This window comes from Roseomonas sp. USHLN139 (genome assembly GCF_037145735.1).
In the GTDB taxonomy this organism is placed as follows: domain Bacteria; phylum Pseudomonadota; class Alphaproteobacteria; order Acetobacterales; family Acetobacteraceae; genus Pseudoroseomonas.
On record NZ_JBBCWY010000003.1, the window covers coordinates 287,260 to 303,540 of the forward strand.

General features: G+C 71.3%; 16 protein-coding genes. 5 read left to right on the forward strand and 11 right to left on the reverse strand.

Annotated elements, in window-relative coordinates; translation table 11 throughout:
• Positions 1-90: 90 nt before the first annotated feature.
• Together WFI16_RS11810 and WFI16_RS11815 are read left to right on the forward strand one after the other, a co-directional pair.
• Positions 91-924: an aldo/keto reductase gene (locus tag WFI16_RS11810; RefSeq protein ID WP_419898033.1), complete on the forward strand. Its 834-nt coding sequence runs from the start codon at positions 91-93 to the stop codon at positions 922-924.
• 70 nt (positions 925-994) lie between these two features.
• Positions 995-2,122, forward strand: coding sequence for a hypothetical protein (locus WFI16_RS11815; protein WP_419898034.1), 1,128 nt, complete (start codon positions 995-997; stop codon positions 2,120-2,122).
• Here WFI16_RS11815 and WFI16_RS11820 read toward each other — a convergent pair.
• Entirely contained in the window at positions 2,102-2,734 is a 633-nt protein-coding gene (locus WFI16_RS11820; RefSeq protein WP_419898035.1) for a pyridoxamine 5'-phosphate oxidase family protein, read from the reverse strand. The two genes, WFI16_RS11815 and WFI16_RS11820, sit on opposite strands and share 21 nt — an antisense overlap.
• A 101-nt stretch (positions 2,735-2,835) precedes the next feature.
• Between WFI16_RS11820 and WFI16_RS11825 the strand changes: the two genes are divergently transcribed.
• On the forward strand, positions 2,836-3,783 hold the full coding sequence (locus tag WFI16_RS11825; protein WP_419898036.1) for a LysR substrate-binding domain-containing protein: 948 nt from the start codon (positions 2,836-2,838) through the stop codon (positions 3,781-3,783).
• On the opposite strand, the gene dnaQ is transcribed toward WFI16_RS11825, so the two are convergent.
• From dnaQ to WFI16_RS11845, 4 genes are all read right to left on the reverse strand, one after another.
• A complete protein-coding gene (gene dnaQ / locus WFI16_RS11830) occupies positions 3,734-4,441 on the reverse strand; it encodes a DNA polymerase III subunit epsilon (protein WP_419898037.1) in 708 nt (235 codons plus the stop codon). The genes WFI16_RS11825 and dnaQ overlap by 50 nt on opposite strands.
• On the reverse strand, positions 4,438-5,022 hold the full coding sequence (gene coaE, locus WFI16_RS11835; protein ID WP_419898038.1) for a dephospho-CoA kinase: 585 nt from the start codon (positions 5,020-5,022) through the stop codon (positions 4,438-4,440). The genes dnaQ and coaE overlap by 4 nt, the downstream gene beginning before the upstream one ends.
• A gap of 4 nt (positions 5,023-5,026) precedes the next feature.
• Complete coding sequence (locus WFI16_RS11840) at positions 5,027-5,866, reverse strand: shikimate dehydrogenase (RefSeq protein WP_442970675.1); 840 nt, start codon at positions 5,864-5,866, stop codon at positions 5,027-5,029.
• 63 nt (positions 5,867-5,929) lie between these two features.
• Positions 5,930-6,922, reverse strand: a complete 993-nt coding sequence (locus WFI16_RS11845; protein WP_419898039.1) for a cyclase family protein — start codon at positions 6,920-6,922, stop codon at positions 5,930-5,932.
• Positions 6,923-7,082: 160 nt separating this feature from the next.
• Here WFI16_RS11845 and gshB point away from each other — a divergent pair, with 160 nt between their 5' ends.
• Positions 7,083-8,030, forward strand: a complete 948-nt coding sequence (gene gshB, locus WFI16_RS11850) for a glutathione synthase (RefSeq protein ID WP_419898040.1) — start codon at positions 7,083-7,085, stop codon at positions 8,028-8,030.
• A gap of 272 nt (positions 8,031-8,302) precedes the next feature.
• Here the strand turns inward: gshB and WFI16_RS11855 are convergent, their stop codons facing one another.
• The gene (locus tag WFI16_RS11855) at positions 8,303-9,343 is read right to left on the reverse strand and encodes a YeiH family protein (protein ID WP_419898041.1); all 1,041 of its coding nucleotides are present in this window, start codon (positions 9,341-9,343) and stop codon (positions 8,303-8,305) included.
• A 114-nt stretch (positions 9,344-9,457) separates the two neighbouring features.
• On the opposite strand from WFI16_RS11855, the gene WFI16_RS11860 reads away from it, so the two are divergent.
• Positions 9,458-10,339, forward strand: a complete 882-nt coding sequence (locus tag WFI16_RS11860; protein ID WP_419898042.1) for a LysR family transcriptional regulator — start codon at positions 9,458-9,460, stop codon at positions 10,337-10,339.
• Here WFI16_RS11860 and WFI16_RS11865 read toward each other — a convergent pair.
• The 5 genes from WFI16_RS11865 to secG all read right to left on the reverse strand — a co-directional run bounded on the left by WFI16_RS11865 (position 10,336) and on the right by secG (position 16,279).
• The gene (locus tag WFI16_RS11865) at positions 10,336-10,659 is read right to left on the reverse strand and encodes an FtsB family cell division protein (RefSeq protein WP_419898043.1); all 324 of its coding nucleotides are present in this window, start codon (positions 10,657-10,659) and stop codon (positions 10,336-10,338) included. The two genes, WFI16_RS11860 and WFI16_RS11865, sit on opposite strands and share 4 nt — an antisense overlap.
• A 278-nt stretch (positions 10,660-10,937) precedes the next feature.
• The gene (gene eno / locus WFI16_RS11870) at positions 10,938-12,215 is read right to left on the reverse strand and encodes a phosphopyruvate hydratase (RefSeq protein ID WP_419898044.1); all 1,278 of its coding nucleotides are present in this window, start codon (positions 12,213-12,215) and stop codon (positions 10,938-10,940) included.
• Between the two features lie 154 nt (positions 12,216-12,369).
• The gene (locus WFI16_RS11875) at positions 12,370-13,953 is read right to left on the reverse strand and encodes a CHASE domain-containing protein (RefSeq protein WP_419898045.1); all 1,584 of its coding nucleotides are present in this window, start codon (positions 13,951-13,953) and stop codon (positions 12,370-12,372) included.
• A gap of 204 nt (positions 13,954-14,157) precedes the next feature.
• Entirely contained in the window at positions 14,158-15,786 is a 1,629-nt protein-coding gene (locus WFI16_RS11880) for a CTP synthase (RefSeq protein ID WP_419898046.1), read from the reverse strand.
• A gap of 136 nt (positions 15,787-15,922) precedes the next feature.
• On the reverse strand, positions 15,923-16,279 hold the full coding sequence (gene secG, locus WFI16_RS11885; protein ID WP_419898047.1) for a preprotein translocase subunit SecG: 357 nt from the start codon (positions 16,277-16,279) through the stop codon (positions 15,923-15,925).
• Between the last annotated feature and the right edge of the window lie 2 nt (positions 16,280-16,281).

Below are 16,281 nucleotides of genomic sequence, written 5' to 3' on the forward strand. Positions count from 1 at the left end.
GGTCCGCGGTTCCGTTAAAGAGAAGAAAGAATCCGGGGGAGAGTCTCCCCCGGACCTCCGTGATTCACCGTCAGTCTGGAAGATCGAGACATGCCCGGCATCCCGAACGCCACCTCGGCGCGCATCGATATCCCGAAGCTCGGCCTCGGCACCTGGAAGCTGGCCGGTTCCGAGGGGCAGGCCGCGGTCGAGAGCGCGCTGGCGCTCGGCTACCGCCACCTCGACACCGCCGACCGCTATGCCAACGAGGCCGAGGTGGGCGCCGCCATGGCTGCCTCCGGCGTCGCCCGCGGCGACATCTTCCTGACCAGCAAGGTCTGGTGGGAGAACCTGGCGCCGGACGCCATCGAGCGCTCCCTGGCCGGCTCGCTGAAGAAGCTCGGCACCGACTACCTGGATCTCTTCCTGGTGCACTGGCCGCGCCCGGACATGGACCTGCCCGCCATCGTCAGGACGATGCAGAAGGCGCAGGACAGCGGCCTGGTCCGCCGCTGGGGCGTCTCCAATTTTCCGCTGGGCCTGATGCAGCAGGTCGAGGAACTTGGCGGGAAGCCTGCCGCCCTGCAGGTCGAGTACCACGCGCTGCTCTCTCAGAAGAAGCTGCTGGATTTCTGCCAGCCGCGCGGCATCGCGCTGACCGCCTATTCGCCGCTCGGCCAGGGCGCGCTGGCCGACCAGCCGGTGCTGGCCGAGATCGGCAAGAAGCACGGCTTCTCCGGCCTGCAGGTCGCGCTCGCCTGGCTGCTGCGGCAGGAGATGGTGGTGGCGATTCCCAAGGCCAGCCGCCGCGAGACCCAGCAGGGCAATCTCGATGCCCTGGCGCTGCTGGACCGGCTCGACGCCGCCGACATCGCCGCGATCGACGCCATGCCGAAGGACTGGCGCCGGGTGAACCCCGATTTCGCGCCCGACTGGAACGCCTGAGGGGCGACGCCGCCGCCCTCGGGCCTGACGGGGGCTTGCTGCGGCGCGTTGCGATGCGTTAACGGAAGCTATGCCGCATGGCTCCCTTCCGCCACCGGACCGTGAGGCGCTGCTCGGCACCCTCTATGATGCCGCGCTGCAGCCCGAGGCGCTGGCCCGCCTGCCCGAGCTGCTGCGGCAGGCGCTGGGCGCCAGCAGCGCGGCGGTGCTGTCGATCCATGCGGGGAGCGGCGCCCCGGTCGGCCGGATTCAGGGCAGCCAGATCGATCCCGCGGCGCTGGCCAGCTATCAGCAGCACTGGCATCGCCATGATCCGCGGGCGCGCTTCGCCCTGGCCAATCCGCAGCTGCGGGTGCTGCGCGGCCAGGATGCCATCACCGATGCCGATTACGCGACGACGCCCTACTACAACGACTTCGGCCGGCACATCGACTCGTTCCACGTGATCGCCGCCCGCACACCGCCGGACGCGCAGTCGCGCATCGGCGTGCTGGCGCTGCACCGGCCGCGGCAGCTCGAGGCCTTCGACGCCGCGGCGCAGGCGGAGCTGGTCGGGCTGCTGCCGCATCTGCAGCGGGCGATGCAGCTGGCGGAGCGGCTGCAGGCGGCCGAGCTGCAGGCCAGGCTCGGGCTGGCGGCGCTGGACGGGCTGCGGCTGCCGGCGCTGGTGCTGACCGCGACCGGCCAGGTTGTGCTGGCGAATGCCGAGGCGGAGGCGATGGAGCGGGGTGGCGGCCCGCTGCGGCTGGGCCGCCAGGCCGGCCGCCTGGCCGCCACCACCCCGCGCGAGACGCAGTGGCTGCTGGCCGCCATCGCCCGGGCGGCCGGCGGCGAGGCGGGCGGCGCCCTGACCCTGCTGCATCCCGCCACCGGCGAGCGGCTGGCCGCCCTGGTCACGCCGCTGCCGAAGGTGCTGCAGGGGGAGGCGGCGGGCGGCTTCGCGCTGCTGACGCTGCGCGCGCTGGACGCGGCCGAGGATGCGGCGCGCCTCGAGCAGCAGCTGCGCGCGCTGTTCGGCCTGACCGCGGCGGAGGCCACGACGGCGGCGGCGCTGGCCGGCGGCGCCAGCCCGGACGCCATCGCCTTCGCCCGCGGCGTGCAGATCAGCACCATCCGCACCCTGCTGCGCCGCGCGCTGGAGAAGACCGGGGCCGAGAGCCTGCGCGACCTGGCCCGGCTACTGGGACGCCTGGGCTGAGGCGGCGGCGGCCCGGAGCGCGGCATTCTCGGCCTCCAGCTCGGCCAGCCGGGCGCGCAGCGGGGCGAGGCCGGCATTCACCTGCTCGGCGGTGAAGCGTGGCGTGATGTGCTGCGGGCAGTTCCAGTCATAGGCCTGCAGCCGCAGCCGGAAGACTCTTTCAGCCTGGCCGCGATAGCCGGGGTCGCGCACCGCTTCCTCCAGCGCGGGGTCGCTGCCCAGCGGCACCATCGTGGCATGGGCCAGCAGCTTCAGCCGGGCGCGGCGCGGATAGTCGACAAGGATCAGCGCCACCCGGTCATCGGCCGCCAGGTTGCCGGTCGAGATGTATTGCCGGTTGCCGCGATAATCGGCAAAGGCCAGCGTCACCGGGTCGATCACCTTGAGGAAGCCGGCCGGCCCGCCGCGATGCTGGACATAGGGCCAGCCATTCTCGGCGGTGCTCGCCATGTAGAAGCTGTCGCGCTCGGCGATGAAGGCCGCGACATCCTCGTCGAGGCGGTCGAAGACGCGGTCGCGCCCGCCGCCGCGCCAGAGGTGATCGGCGCCCATCGCGGCCTGGGCCGCCTGCACCGAGGGCGTCGCATAGGTGTCGAGGAAGCTGTAGGCCATGGCGCACCATCTCCTGTCTGTCGGCGGGGAGAATGGCGCTTCCGCCGTCCGGCAATAATTCCGTATCCTTGAGAGCCATTCTCTCGGAATCTGAAAGAAAAATGGATCGGCTGGAGGCGATGGCGGTGCTGCTGCGGGTGGTGGAGCAGGGCAGCCTGACCGCGGCGGCGCGCAGCCTGCGCATGCCGCTGCCGACGGTGAGCAGGAAAATCGCCGAGCTGGAGGCGCATCTCGGCGCCCGGCTGCTGCGCCGCTCGACCCGCCGCCTGGCGCTGACCGAGGCCGGCGAGGCCTACCTGTCCAGCGCCCGCCGCATCCTGGAGGAGGTCGAGGCCGCCGAGCGCCAGGCCGCCGGCGAGTTCACCTCCCCGCGCGGCGCGCTGGTGCTGACCGCGCCGGTGCTGTTCGGCCGGCTGCACCTCCTGCCGGTGGTGGCGGATTTCCTGGAGGCCTATCCGGAGATCGCGGTGCGGCTGGCGCTGTCCGACCGCAACCTGCATCTGCTCGACGAGCATGTGGACCTGGCGTTGCGCATCGGCGCCCTGCCGGACAGCAGCCTGGTGGCGACGCGGCTGGGCGCCATCGCCCCGGTGGTCTGCGCCAGCCCGGATTTCTGGGCCACCCATGGCCTGCCGGACCGGCCCGAGGCGCTGGCCGGGCTGCCCTGCGTCGGCTTCGACTTCGTGGCCGAGGGCGGGCTGCCGCCGCCGCTCTGGCGCTTCGGGCCAGGGGTGGCGGTGGCGCTGCGCCCGCGGCTCTCGGTCTCCACCGCCGAGGCGGCGGTGGCGGCGGCCGAGCGCGGCCTCGGCGTCACCCGGCTGCTGCGCTACCAGTGTGCGGAGGCCCTGGCCCGCGGCAGCCTGGTCCGCGTGCTGGAGGGTTTCGAGCCGCCGCCGCTGCCGGTCAGCCTGCTGCACGCGCCGCGCGCCACCCTGCCGCTGAAGCTGCGCGTCTTCCTCGACCATGCGATCCCGCGGCTGCGGCAGCGGGTCGCGGCGGTCAGCCCGGCGGAGGCTCCGCGTCCAGCGCCGCCCAGAGCGGCTCCTTGAGCTTGCCCAGGAAGGCGCGGTGCGCGGCGAGCTCGTCCTCGCTCGGCAGGATCGGGCGCGGGACGCGGCCGGCGACATCGGATTCGACCGCGATCACCACTGGCGCCGCGACATTGGAGCGGGTGGCCAGCGCCAGGCCGGGCTGCTTGCCGCCCATCAGCTCCAGATAGACCTGGGCCAGCAGCTGCACGTCGAGCAGCGCGTTGTGGGCGGTGCGCATCGAGTTGTCGATGCCGTAGCGCCGGCAGAGCGCGTCCAGGCTGTTCGGCAGGCCGGGGAAGCGCTTCTTGGCGAGCTGCAGCGAATCGACCATCCGCGCCCGGTCGAGCGGGGCGCGGCCGGCCAGCTTCAGCTCGGCATCCAGGAAGCCGAAGTCGAAGGGCGCGTTGTGCGCGACGATCGGATCGTCGCCCAGGAAGTCCAGCATGTCCTGGGCGATGGCCGGGAATTTCGGCTTGCCGCGCAGCATCTCCCAGGTGAAGCCATGCACCTTCACCGCCTCCTCGGGCACCTCGCGCTCGGGGTCGATCAGCTGGTGGTAGAAGCGGCCGGTGGGCACCAGGTTGACCAGCTCGACGGCGGCGACCTCGAGCACGCGGTCGCCGGTCGCCGGGTCGAAGCCGGTGGTCTCGGTGTCGAGCACCAAAGTGCGGCTCATCGCAGGCTCTCCAGCAGGCGCCGGATGCCGCGGCGCGCATGGGCGCGGGACAGTCCGGTGCGGATCACGTAATCGGCGCGGCGCCGCTTCTCGGCATCCGGCGTCTGCCGCGCCAGGATGGCGGCGAGCCTTTCCTCGGTCATGCCGCCGCGCCGCAGCACCCGCGCCTTCTGCACCGCGGCCGGGGCGGAGACCACCACCACGGCGTCGCAGCGCGCTTCGCCCCCGGTCTCGAAGAGCAGCGGGATGTCGAGGACCACCAGCCGCCGCCCCTGCCGCCGGGCCCGGCCGAGGAAGCGTCTTTCTTCGGCCCTCACCAGCGGGTGGACGATCTTTTCCAGGATCTTCAGCGCCGGGGGATTGCCCAGCACGGCGCGGCGCAGCGCCTCGCGGTCCACGGCGCCGTCGCGGATGCTGCCCGGGAAGGCGGCCCCGATCGGCGCCACCGCGCGGCCGCCGCGGGCCTGCAGCGCATGCACGGCCGCGTCGGCGTCGAAGACCGGCAGGCCGTGGCGGCGGAAGGTGGCGGCCGCCGTCGACTTGCCCATCCCGATGCCACCGGTGAGGCCGAGGATCTTCATGCGGTCAGCGGCGCGGAATATCGGCGGCGACGGTGTCGCGCAGATCGGCATCGACCGAGGGCGCCACGCCGAACCAGGCCTCGAAGCCCGGCCGAGCCTGGTGCAGCAGCATCCCGAGGCCATCGACGCCGACCAGCCCGCGCGCCCGGGCGGCGGCCAGCAGCGGCGTCTCCAGCGGCACATAGACCGCATCGACCACGATGGCATGGCCAGGGAGAGGCGACAGATCGATCTCCAGCGGCGGCTGGCCGGCCATGCCGAGGCTGGTGGAATTGACCAGCAGCGCGGCGTCCGCCAGGGGCGGGGTGTCCGACACGACGACCGGCCCGCCGAGCTCGGCGGCCAGCGCCTCGGCCCGCTCGGCGCTGCGGTTGACGATGGTGAGCTTCGGGCAGCCGGCATCGAGCAGCGCCGCCGCGATGGCCCGCGCCGCCCCGCCGGCACCCAGCAGCACCGCGGGCCCGGCCGAGGCCTGCCAGCCCGGCGCCTGCTCCCGCACGCTTTCCAGGAAGCCGAAGCCGTCGGTGTTCGACCCCAGGATGCGCCCGTCGCGGAACACCAGCGTGTTCACCGCCCCCGCCCGGCGGGCCGAGGCATCGACCTCGTCACAGAGCGAAAAGGCCGCCTCCTTGTGCGGGATGGTGACATTGGCGCCGCGGAAGCCGAGCTTCACCAGCGCCCGCACGGCCTCGGCGAAATCGTCGGGCCGCACCTGCAGCGGGATATAGGTGCCGTCGATGCCGTGGCGGCGCAGCCAGTGGCCATGCAGCAGCGGCGAGCGCGAATGCGAGGCCGGCCAGCCGAGCACGCCCGCCAGCCTGGCCTTGCCGGAGATGATCGTCATGCGGCCATGAATCGACGGAGCGGCGCCCCGGGTCAATGGGGTTTGCCACCGCCGGCCTGGCCGTCAGGGCGTCGGCCGCATCACCCCCTGGGCATCGCGGCGCAGCGGGTGCGGCTGGGTCGGCAGCGGGGCGCCCGGCGCCTCGGTCAGGCCGACGCCATGCGGCCAGCCGGCCGGGGCGATGGCGACGTAGCGGGCATAGCCGCCGGTGCCGCCCAGCGGCTTGGCGAAGCCGATGGTGATCAGCGCCCCGGCCTCCGGCACCTGGTCGAGATTGGCGACGCCCTCGGCCTGGGCGAAGTTGTTGTGCATCAGCCAGTGCTCGCCCTCGAGGTTGGGCGTGGTGTCGGTGTCCAGCGGCTCATGCCCGTGGAACAGGATCTGCCGCTCCAGGTGCAGGAACTGCAGGGCGGCCAGCGAGATGCCGGGGAAGGGCTTCTGGTTGAAGCGGGCGCGGTCCGACCAGCGCTTGTGCCAGTCGGAGCGCACCATCACCACCGCGCCCTCGGGAATGCGGCCGTGCCGGGCCTCCCAGGCCTCGATATCGGCGCGCTGCAGGTGGTAGCCGGGATCGGCCGCGACCTTGTCCTGGATCGGGATCACCACCAGCGGCCGCAGGCTGATGGTCGGCGGCAGGTCGCTGATCGTCGCCCCGCGCGGGTTCCAATGCGCCGGCGGATCGAGCTGGGTGCCGTACTGGTCGGTGGGCAGGCGGTACTCGCTGGCGACGAAGCCGTGCTTCTCGTAGGTGTAGACCTCGCCGCGCGCGACATAGCCGGGGATGTCGGCGCCGGCCCGGCCGGGCAGGAACTCGGCCTGGCCGAATCCGGGCCAGACCGGCTGCTGCGGCTCGAAGGCATGGGTCAGGTCGATGTAGCGGGCGCCGCGCAGCGCCTGCTCCCAGAGCGGCCAGAGCCCGGGCGCCGGCGCGGCCGCGCCCTGTGCCGGCTGGTTGCCCTGTGTCGGGATACTGCCCTGCGCCTGCAGACGGCCCGGCACCGCCAGCCAGGCCGCCAGCCCCGCCGCCGCCAGCCATCCGATTGCCCCGAAGCGCATGCTGCCCCTCCGCCTGCTGCGTTGCGATGGCGCATCATGCGGCGGCGTGCCCGGCGCTGCATACCCTCCCTGCATGGCCGCCGCGCCGGGACCCCCTGGCAATCCGGCGCGGGCAATGCCACGACTGGCGGCAACAGAGCCTATGAGACAGGAGCCCGGCATGACGCGTGCTTTGAAGGTCGCGGTCCAGATGGACCCGATCCAGGGGATCAATATCGACGGCGACAGCACCTTCGTCCTGATGCTCGAGGCGCAGGCGCGGGGCCACCAGCTGTGGCACTACCACGTGAAGGACCTGACCCTGGCCGCCGGCAAGGTGATGGCCCGCATGCAGCCGGTGACGGTGAAGCGGGAGAAGGGCGCCCATTACGAGCTAGGCGAGATGGCCGAATACGACCTGTCGGAGATGGACGTGGTGCTGATGCGCCAGGACCCGCCCTTCGACATGGCCTATATCACCGCCACCCATATCCTCGAGCATATCCACCCCAAGACCCTGGTGGTGAACGACCCGGCCAGCGTGCGCAACGCGCCGGAAAAGCTGTTCGTGATGCAGTTCCCGGAGCTGATGCCGGACACCATCATCACCCATGACGCCGAGCAGGTGCGCCGCTTCCGCCAGAAGCACGGCGACATCATCGTCAAGCCGCTGTTCGGCAATGGCGGCGCCGGCGTCTTCCACCTGCGGCCCGAGGACAGCAACCTGAACTCGCTGCTCGAGATGTATGCCGAGAAGTCGCGCGAGCCGCTGATGATCCAGCAATACGTCCCGGCCGTCCGCCTGGGCGACAAGCGAATCATCCTGGTCGACGGCGTGCCGATGGGCGCCATCAACCGCGTGCCCGCCGAAGGCGAAAGCCGCAGCAACATGCATGTCGGCGGCCGCCCGGAAGCCGTGGCCCTGACGCCGCGTGACCGCGAGATCTGCGAGCGCATCGGGCCCGAGCTGAAGAAGCGTGGCCTGACCTTCGTCGGCATCGACGTGATCGGCGACTACCTGACCGAGATCAACGTCACCTCGCCGACCGGCCTGCAGGAACTGGCCCGCTTCGACGGGATTCACCTGGAGAAGGCGATCTGGGACGCGATCGAGGCGAAGCGGCAGTAAAGAGAAGAGCAGGGCAGGCCAGGGGAATGAATTCCCCTGGACCCCATCTTTTTTCTGTCAGACTGCCGTGTCCACGTGGCGACGGTACGTGGCCCGGCCCATCGACAGCGCGACCTGCGAGGGCGCGCTGTTTTTGTATTCAGCGTCCCGCCGTCATGCCCTGATGCCGGCACCAATAAAGCGCAGGTTACGGAACGGCCGGTCATCAAAAAAAAATGGGGGATCGGGGGAATTCATTCCCCCGACCTACCTGACGCTTCTCTGCCGAAAGCTTATTGCAGAGCGATCAGCCCCAGGCTGGCAGCGCCGAGCGCCAGCAGCGACAGCACCACCGTCGCGGTCACCCGCGGCCCCGCCTGGGCGACGCTGCGGACATCGACGCCGAGGCCCAGTGCGGCCATGGCCAGCAGGGTCAGGATGCCGGCGAGGGTGGACAGGGGCGCCAGCAGCACATCCGGGATGGCGCCGAGCGCGCGCAGCGCGGCCAGGCCGAGGAAGCCCAGGATGAACCAGGGCACCAGGCGGGAGAGGCCGGGCTTCCGGCCCGCCTCGCTGCCGGCGCGCAGCGACAGGGCCAGAACCAGCGGGCCCAGCATCAGCACGCGCACCAGCTTCACCAGCGTGCCGATCTGCACCGCCAGGCTGCCGACCGGGGCGGTGGCGGCCAGGACCTGCGGCACGGCATAGACGGTCAGGCCGGCGAGGATGCCGTACTGCACCTCGTTCAGGCCGAGCACCGGCATCAGGAAGGGCAGGGCCAGCACCACGCCGACGCCGAGCACGGCGGTGAAGGCAATGGCGGCGGCGACATCGCGCGCCTGGGCGCCGATAACCGGGGCGACGGCGGCGATGGCCGAATTGCCGCAGATCGAATTGCCGCAGGCGACCAGCATGGCCATCTTGCCCGGCAGGCCGAGCAGCCGGCCAAGCCCGTAGCTGAAGCCGATCGACAGCGCGACGACGACGGCGATGCCCAGGATCAGCCAGGGGCCGGCCGCCAGCATCGCCGTGACGCTGAGCGAGGCGCCCAGCAGCATCACCGCCACCTCCAGCAGCATCTTGGCGCTGAAGGCGACGCCGGCATTGCAGGCCTTGGGCGGGGTCCAGAGGCTGCGCAGCGTGGTGCCGATCAGGATGGACAGCACCAGCGCATCGACCCAGGCGCGGCCGAGCGCCTGGCGCTGCAGCTCGGCCAGCAGGCTGCCGGCGCCGGCCACCGCGGCGCAGAGCAGCAGGCCGGGCCAGAGCGTCTGCGCGCTTTGGATCAGGCGTTGCGGCAGGGCAGGGGCGGGGCTGCTGGTGGCGCTGGACATGACCGAACCGTGACAAGGGGATGACGACCTTGCGCCGGCACAATCCAGTGATCCAACGCGTTGTTCTTATGGTTCCAATCGGTACAATCGAATGATTGGGGCGGGAGGGACGCCGTGACGCTGGAGCAGCTCCGCATCTTCCTGGCGGTGGCCGAGCGGGAGCATGTGACACGGGCGGCGGAGGCGCTGCACCTGACGCAATCGGCCGTCTCGGCGGCGGTGCGGGCGCTGGAGGGGCGGCACGGCATCACCCTGTTCCACCGCATCGGTCGCCGCATCGAGCTGACCGAGGAGGGCCGCATCTTCCGCGCCGAGGCCGCCGCCGTGCTGGCCCGCGCCGAGGCGGCGGAGCTGGTGCTGTCGGAGCTCGGCGGCGCGCTGCGCGGCACCCTGCGCATCCAGGCCAGCCAGACGGTCGCCAGCTACTGGCTGCCGCCGCTGCTGGTGCGCTTCCAGGCGGAATGCCCGGGCGTCGCCGTCGAGGTCGGCGCCGGCAACACCACCAGCGTGGCGCAGGCGGTGCTGGAGGGCAGCGCCGAGCTTGGCTTCGTCGAGGGCGAGGTGGAGGAGCCGGCGCTGTCGCAGACCCTCCTGGCGCGCGACCAGCTGGTCGTCGTCGTCGGGCCGAACCACTCCTGGGCCGATGGCCGGTTGCTGGCGCCGCGGCAGCTGACCGGTAGTGCCTGGATCATGCGCGAGGCGGGGTCGGGGACGCGGGCGGCCTTCGAGCTGCTGCTGGCCGGCTGGGGCCTGGCGCCCGACGCCCTGCGGGTGACGCTGGAACTGCCCTCGAACGAGGCGGTGCTGGCGGCGGTGGAGGCCGATGGCGGCGCCACCGTGGTGTCGGAACGGGCGGCCGGGCCGCATCTGGCGGCCGGGCTGCTGGTGCGGGCCGGGGTGAGCCTGCCGCCGCGCAGCTTCAAGGCGCTGCGCCACAAGGAGCGCTATGCCAGCCGCGCCAGCCGGGCGCTGCTGGCGCTGGCGGCGAAGGGCTAGAAGAGGCGGCGGTTCTGGCCGTAGGGGACGACGAGCTCGTCCTTGCCGACCATGTTCAGCAGGGCGCGGGCGCGCTCGTCGAGCTGGTCGCGGTCGATCCGGTCGCCGCGCAGGCCGATCACCTTGCGCTCGATCGAATCGCGCTCGGCCTCGGCCTGGGCCAGGGTGATTCGGGCGGCGGCGATCTCGCCCGCCTTGGCCTCGCGCGCCAGCGAGCCGACACGCGGGCCGTGCACGGCATACCAGGCGAAGTGCCAGATCAGCCCGGCAAAGACCAGGGGCAGCCACAGCACCTGAATCGTCCGCTTGATGGCGCGCATGCTCACCCCTTCCGTGATCCGCGCAGGTTAAGGCTTTGATAACGCGGACCGGCAAGGGGTGAAGCGAAACCTGTCACGTTCTTGCATCCGGTGTTGCCGGCAGGACACGCCATTTCGCCGGGCGCGGGCTTAACCATTTGGCACGCCAGGATTTCCCTTCGGTCGCCATCTGCGCGCCACGAAAAAAGGGGAGAGCCGAAGCTCTCCCCTCTCAGGTCGCGTTGCCCCTGGACTGCCGGAACCAGCGCCCCCACGCGAAGGCGGCAGCCCGAAAGAAATCAGCGCTTGAGGATGGTGCGGCCGGCGTAGCGGGCCGCGCTGCCCAGCTGCTGCTCGATGCGGATCAGCTGGTTGTACTTGGCCAGGCGGTCGGAGCGGCTGAGCGAGCCGGTCTTGATCTGCCCGCAATTGGTGGCGACGGCGAGATCGGCGATGGTGTTGTCCTCGGTCTCGCCCGAGCGGTGCGACATCACGGCGGTGTAGCCGGCGCGATGCGCCATCTCGACGGCTTCCAGCGTCTCGGTCAGCGAGCCGATCTGGTTGACCTTGACCAGGATCGAATTGGCGGTGGCCTTCTCGATGCCCTGGCGCAGGCGCTCCGGGTTGGTGACGAAGAGGTCGTCGCCGACCAGCTGCACCTTGGCCCCCAGCTTCTCGGTCAGCAGCTTCCAGCCGGCCCAGTCATCCTCGGACATGCCGTCCTCGATCGAGATGATCGGGAACTTGCCGCAGAGCCCGGCCAGGTAATCGACCATGCCGGCGGAGTCGAGCTTCTTGCCCTCGCCTTCCATGTCATAGACGCCGTCCTTGAAGAACTCGGTGGCGGCGCAGTCGAGCGCCACCATGACGTCCTCGCCGAAGCGGTGGCCGGCCTTCTCGCAAGCCTTCTCGATGAAGGACAGCGCCTCCTCGGCCGACTTCAGGTTCGGCGCGAAGCCGCCCTCGTCGCCGACATTGGTGCTGTGGCCGGCATCGTGCAGGCCCTTCTTCAGCGCCTGGAAAATCTCCGAGCCGATCCGGGTGGCTTCCGCCAGCGAGCCGGCGGCGACCGGCATCACCATGAATTCCTGGATGTCGATCGGGTTGTCGGCATGCTGGCCGCCATTGATGATGTTCATCATCGGCACCGGCAGGGTGCGGGCGAAGACGCCGCCGACATAGCGGTAGAGCGGCAGGTCGAAATGCGCCGCTGCGGCGCGGGCATTGGCCAGGCTGACCGCCAGGATGGCATTGGCGCCGAGGCGGCTCTTGTTGGGGGTGCCGTCGAGGGCGATCATGATCTCGTCGATCTTGACCTGCTCGGTGGCATCCAGCCCGGAGAGGGCGTCGTAGATCTCGCCCTCGACATTGGCGATGGCCTTCTGCACGCCCTTGCCGCCGAAGCGGGCCTTGTCGCCGTCGCGCAGCTCGACCGCCTCATGCGCGCCGGTCGAGGCGCCCGAGGGGACGGCGGCGCGGCCGACGGCCCCGCTCTCCAGCACGACATCGACCTCGACGGTGGGGTTGCCGCGCGAATCGAGGATCTCGCGGGCGATGATGTCGGCGATCGCGGTCATTCTGGGCTCCCGTGCCTGTGGAGGCGTGCCTGTGGCGGTGCCCCGGCGATAGGCTGCAACGCCGCGCAGGGCAAGGGGGCGGTCGCCGCTCCTCGCCGGGGGCCGGGCCGGCGCGCGGCTTTGTCAGGAGAAGCGCCGCGGCGGGCCGATTCCCTCAGGCGGCGGGGATGATCTCGCGGCGGGCGGGCGCGTGCTTGGCGCCGTACATCTGGCCATCGGCATGCCGCATCAGGGTGGTGGCGTCGCGGCCGTCCTCCGGGAAATGCGCCGTGCCCAGGCTGGCCCCGACCGAGAGCAGGCGGCCGCGATATTCCACCGGCTGGCTGATCAGCTGCCGCAGCCGCTCGCCGATGGCGCGGCCCGGCGGGTCGGCCGGCGTGGTGGCGGGCAGGTCCGGCAGCAGCACGACGAATTCGTCGCCGCCGAGCCGGGCCACCGTATCCCCCGGCCGCAGCGCGTGGCACAGCCGGGCGGCGACCGCCTGCAGCATGGCATCGCCGGCGGCATGGCCCAGCGTGTCGTTGATCGCCTTGAAGCGGTCCAGGTCGATGAAGATCAGCGCCAGCCTGCCGCCCTGGCGCTCGGCCCGGGCCAGGGCCTCGACCAGGCGCTGGTCCAGCAGCAGCCGGTTGGGCAGGCCGGTCAGGGCGTCGTGCTGCGCCTGGTGCTCCAGGCGCCGGGCGAGGGCGGCGGTGTTGCGATGGTGCCGGGCCAGCGCCCGCAGCAGCCAGGCCAGGCCGCCGGTCAGCGCGGTGCCGCCCAGCAGCACCACCAGCGGCAGCGGGGCCAGATGCGGCCAGGTGGCGCGCCGGGCCAGCGTGATCCGCCAGGCGCGCCCGGCGACCGCCACCGCGGCCTGCTGCCGGTCGCCGGGCGCCGGCCGCGGCTCGGCCTCGCCGGGCGGCACGGGGCGGCTGTCGAACAGCAGCTGCGGGCCGGCCTCGGCGCCCAGCACGCCGAGATCCTCGATGCGGATGCGGTAGTCGCGCAGCTGGTCGTGCAGCAGCGGGGCGACCATCTCGTCGGCGCGGAACACGCCGGTGATCTGGCCGATGAAGGCCTCGCGCCGCTGCTCGGCGCTGCGCAGCGGCGCGCCGCGGCGGTAGATCGCCTGGCGGATGGTGAAGCCGGTGCCGCCCTGCAGCAGGCTGAGCGGCTGCGAGGCGACCGGCTCGCCGCTGTCGCGGCTGCGCTCCATGATGCGGCGGCGGCTGGGCTCGGCGGTGGTGTCGTGGCCGAAGGCGGCCTCGTTGCCGGCCATCGGCTCGTTGTAGAGGTTGGGCATGTAGAAGCTGCGCGGCCCGTCCGGATGGATGGCGTAGTCCGGGTAGCCATGCGGGTCGAGGCTGGCATCGCGCCGCACCGCCGCCTCGAAGGCCTCGCGGGCGGCGGCGGTGACCAGCGGCGCGAACTGCACGCCGACCGCGCCGGGGAAGCGCTCGTCCAGCTTCAGCGACAGGGCGTGGCGGTGGAAATCGGCGCGGCTGACCTCGTCGCTGACCTCGAAAAGCGCGCGGAAGCCGGCGATGATGTCGAGGGCGCGCAGCGTCCGCTCCTCCACCAGGCGCTGCACCTGGCGCCCGGCTTCCTGGAAGCGGGCATCCGCCTCGGCCGCGTCCCGGCGCGCCGCCAGGTGCCACAGCGCCAGGGTGGCGGCGGCACCGAGCAGCACCAGCAGGCGGGAAGCCCGCCGCAGCAGGGCGAGGCGGGCCGACGGTGACCTGGGGTCGACGGGCATGGCCGGGAGAGGCTCTCCGTGAGCGGCGGCGGATGCCTCACTTTCCGATGAAAAGGTAAAGAAAGGATTTAAATGCGGGCGGGGAGGGTCCCCGAAGCCTGCATTTCCCGCTTCCCGCATGACTGGCCTGCCGAGGCTAGGACAAAAAAATGGCGCAAGCCTTAACGCTTGCGCCATGGCCGCTCCGGCGGGGCCGGCCGCGCCTCAGACCAGGCGGGCCTGCTTCACCGCCGCGCCGATGAAGCCGCCGAACAGCGGATGCGGCTGGAACGGCTTCGACTTCAGCTCCGGATGGTACTGCACGCCGATGAACCAGGGGTGGTCGGGATATTCGACGATCTCCGGCAGCAGGCCGTCGGGCGACATGCCGGAGAAGCGCAGGCCCTTCTCCTCCAGCCGCTCGCGATAGGCGACATTGACCTCGTAGCGGTGGCGGTGGCGCTCGGTGATCTCGGCCTGGCCATAGACCTGGCGCACCAGCGAGCCCTCGGCCAGTGCAGCCGGATAGGCGCCGAGCCGCATGGTGCCGCCGAGATCGCCCTCGGAGTGCCGGCGCTCGCGCTCATTGCCGCGCAGCCACTCGGTCAGCAGCCCGACCACCGGCTCGTCGCAGGGGCCGAATTCGGTGGAGGAGGCGTGCTCCAGCCCGACCAGGTTGCGGGTCGCCTCGATCACCGCCATCTGCATGCCGAAGCAGATGCCGAGGAAGGGGATCCGGCGCTCGCGGGCGAAGCGGACCGCCTCGATCTTGCCCTCGGCGCCGCGCTCGCCGAAGCCGCCGGGCACCAGGATGCCGTGCACGCCGTCGAGCCGCTCGACCGCGTTCGGGGTCTCGAAGATCTGGCTGTCCACCCATTCCAGCTTGACCTTCACGCCGTGCTGGATGCCGCCATGCACCAGCGCCTCGGCCAGCGACTTATAGGCGTCGAGCAGGGTGATGTACTTGCCGACGATGGCGATCTTGACCTCGCCCTCGGGGTTCTCCAGGCGGCGGACGATGCGCTGCCAGTTGGACAGGTCGGGCTCGCCATAGATCGACAGGCCGAAATGCCGCAGCACTTCGCGGTCCAGGCCTTCGGCATGGTACTGCAGCGGCACGGCATAGATCGAGCTGGCGTCGAGCGCCGGGATCACGCTCTCCGGCCGCACGTTGCAGAACAGCGCGATCTTCCGGCGCTCGTTCTCCGGGATCGGGCGATCACAACGGCAGAGGAGAATCTGCGGCTGGATGCCAAGCCCCAGCAGCTCCTTGACGGAATGCTGGGTCGGCTTGGTCTTCAGCTCGCCGGCGGAGGGGATGTAGGGCACCAGGGTCAGGTGCATGAAGAGGCTGTTCTGCGGGCCGAGCTCGTTGTTGAGCTGCCGCAGCGCCTCCAGGAAGGGCAGGCTCTCGATGTCGCCCACCGTGCCGCCGACCTCGACCAGCACGAAGTCCAGCCCGTCCGTGTTGGCGGTGGCGGCTTCCTTGATGGCGTCGGTGATGTGCGGGATCACCTGGACGGTGCCGCCCAGATAGTCGCCGCGGCGCTCCTTGGCGATCACATCGGCATAGATGCGGCCGGAGGTGAAGCTGTCCCCCTTGCTCGCATGCACGCCGGTGAAGCGCTCGTAGTGGCCGAGATCGAGATCGGCTTCCGCCCCGTCATCGGTGACGAAGACCTCGCCGTGCTGATACGGGGACATCGTGCCCGGATCGACGTTGAGGTAGGGGTCGAGCTTGCGAATGCGGACCTTGTAGCCCCGTGCCTGCAAGAGCGCGCCGAGGCTTGCCGCCGCGATGCCCTTGCCGAGAGAGGAAACCACGCCGCCGGTGATGAAAACGAACCGCGTCATGGGAGTCCTTTCTAGCAATCGACCGGGCATGCGGGAAGCATGCGGCACGGCAAGGCTGGTGTTCGGGGGAAGCGGGGCAGCGCCCTCATAAAACGTTTCGGGCGCCGGAGGGTGGTCCGGCGCCCGATTCGGGAAGTCAGTTCGTCGGCACCGAGGCCGGCGGCGGCGTGGCGGGCGCCGTTGGCGCCGGCGCGGGCGTGTTGGTCGCCGGGGCCGGCGCGCTGGCGGCCGGCGGCGGCTGGTCCAGGATCGAGCGCGGCGCGCCGGTGCCGCGGCCCAACATGGCCATGGCCAGCGCCAGGCCCATGAACAGGAAGGCCAGCACCCCGGTGGTGCGGGTCAGCAGGTTGGCGGTGCCCCGCCCGCTCATGAAGGAGCCCATGCCCTGGGAGGAGCCGATGCCCAGGCCGCCGCCCTCGCTGCGCTGCAGCAGGACAACGCCGATGAGGGCGAGGGTCACGAAAAGATGCAGGACGAGCAGGACGGTCATCATGG

Excerpts from the sequence above, each read along its gene's own strand:
- eno (WP_419898044.1), bottom strand. The coding sequence starts at position 12,215 with ATGACCGCGATCGCCGACATCATCGCCCGCGAGATCCTCGATTCGCGC.
- WFI16_RS11845 (WP_419898039.1), bottom strand. The coding sequence starts at position 6,922 with ATGCGCTTCGGGGCAATCGGATGGCTGGCGGCGGCGGGGCTGGCGGCC.
- dnaQ (WP_419898037.1), bottom strand. The coding sequence starts at position 4,441 with ATGAGCCGCACTTTGGTGCTCGACACCGAGACCACCGGCTTCGACCCG.
- WFI16_RS11880 (WP_419898046.1), bottom strand. The coding sequence starts at position 15,786 with ATGACGCGGTTCGTTTTCATCACCGGCGGCGTGGTTTCCTCTCTCGGC.
- WFI16_RS11810 (WP_419898033.1), top strand. The coding sequence starts at position 91 with ATGCCCGGCATCCCGAACGCCACCTCGGCGCGCATCGATATCCCGAAG.
- WFI16_RS11820 (WP_419898035.1), bottom strand. The coding sequence starts at position 2,734 with ATGGCCTACAGCTTCCTCGACACCTATGCGACGCCCTCGGTGCAGGCG.
- gshB (WP_419898040.1), top strand. The coding sequence starts at position 7,083 with ATGACGCGTGCTTTGAAGGTCGCGGTCCAGATGGACCCGATCCAGGGG.
- coaE (WP_419898038.1), bottom strand. The coding sequence starts at position 5,022 with ATGAAGATCCTCGGCCTCACCGGTGGCATCGGGATGGGCAAGTCGACG.
- WFI16_RS11855 (WP_419898041.1), bottom strand. The coding sequence starts at position 9,343 with ATGTCCAGCGCCACCAGCAGCCCCGCCCCTGCCCTGCCGCAACGCCTG.
- secG (WP_419898047.1), bottom strand. The coding sequence starts at position 16,279 with ATGATGACCGTCCTGCTCGTCCTGCATCTTTTCGTGACCCTCGCCCTC.
- WFI16_RS11815 (WP_419898034.1), top strand. The coding sequence starts at position 995 with ATGCCGCATGGCTCCCTTCCGCCACCGGACCGTGAGGCGCTGCTCGGC.
- WFI16_RS11840 (WP_442970675.1), bottom strand. The coding sequence starts at position 5,866 with ATGACGATCATCTCCGGCAAGGCCAGGCTGGCGGGCGTGCTCGGCTGG.
- WFI16_RS11865 (WP_419898043.1), bottom strand. The coding sequence starts at position 10,659 with ATGCGCGCCATCAAGCGGACGATTCAGGTGCTGTGGCTGCCCCTGGTC.
- WFI16_RS11875 (WP_419898045.1), bottom strand. The coding sequence starts at position 13,953 with ATGCCCGTCGACCCCAGGTCACCGTCGGCCCGCCTCGCCCTGCTGCGG.
- WFI16_RS11825 (WP_419898036.1), top strand. The coding sequence starts at position 2,836 with ATGGATCGGCTGGAGGCGATGGCGGTGCTGCTGCGGGTGGTGGAGCAG.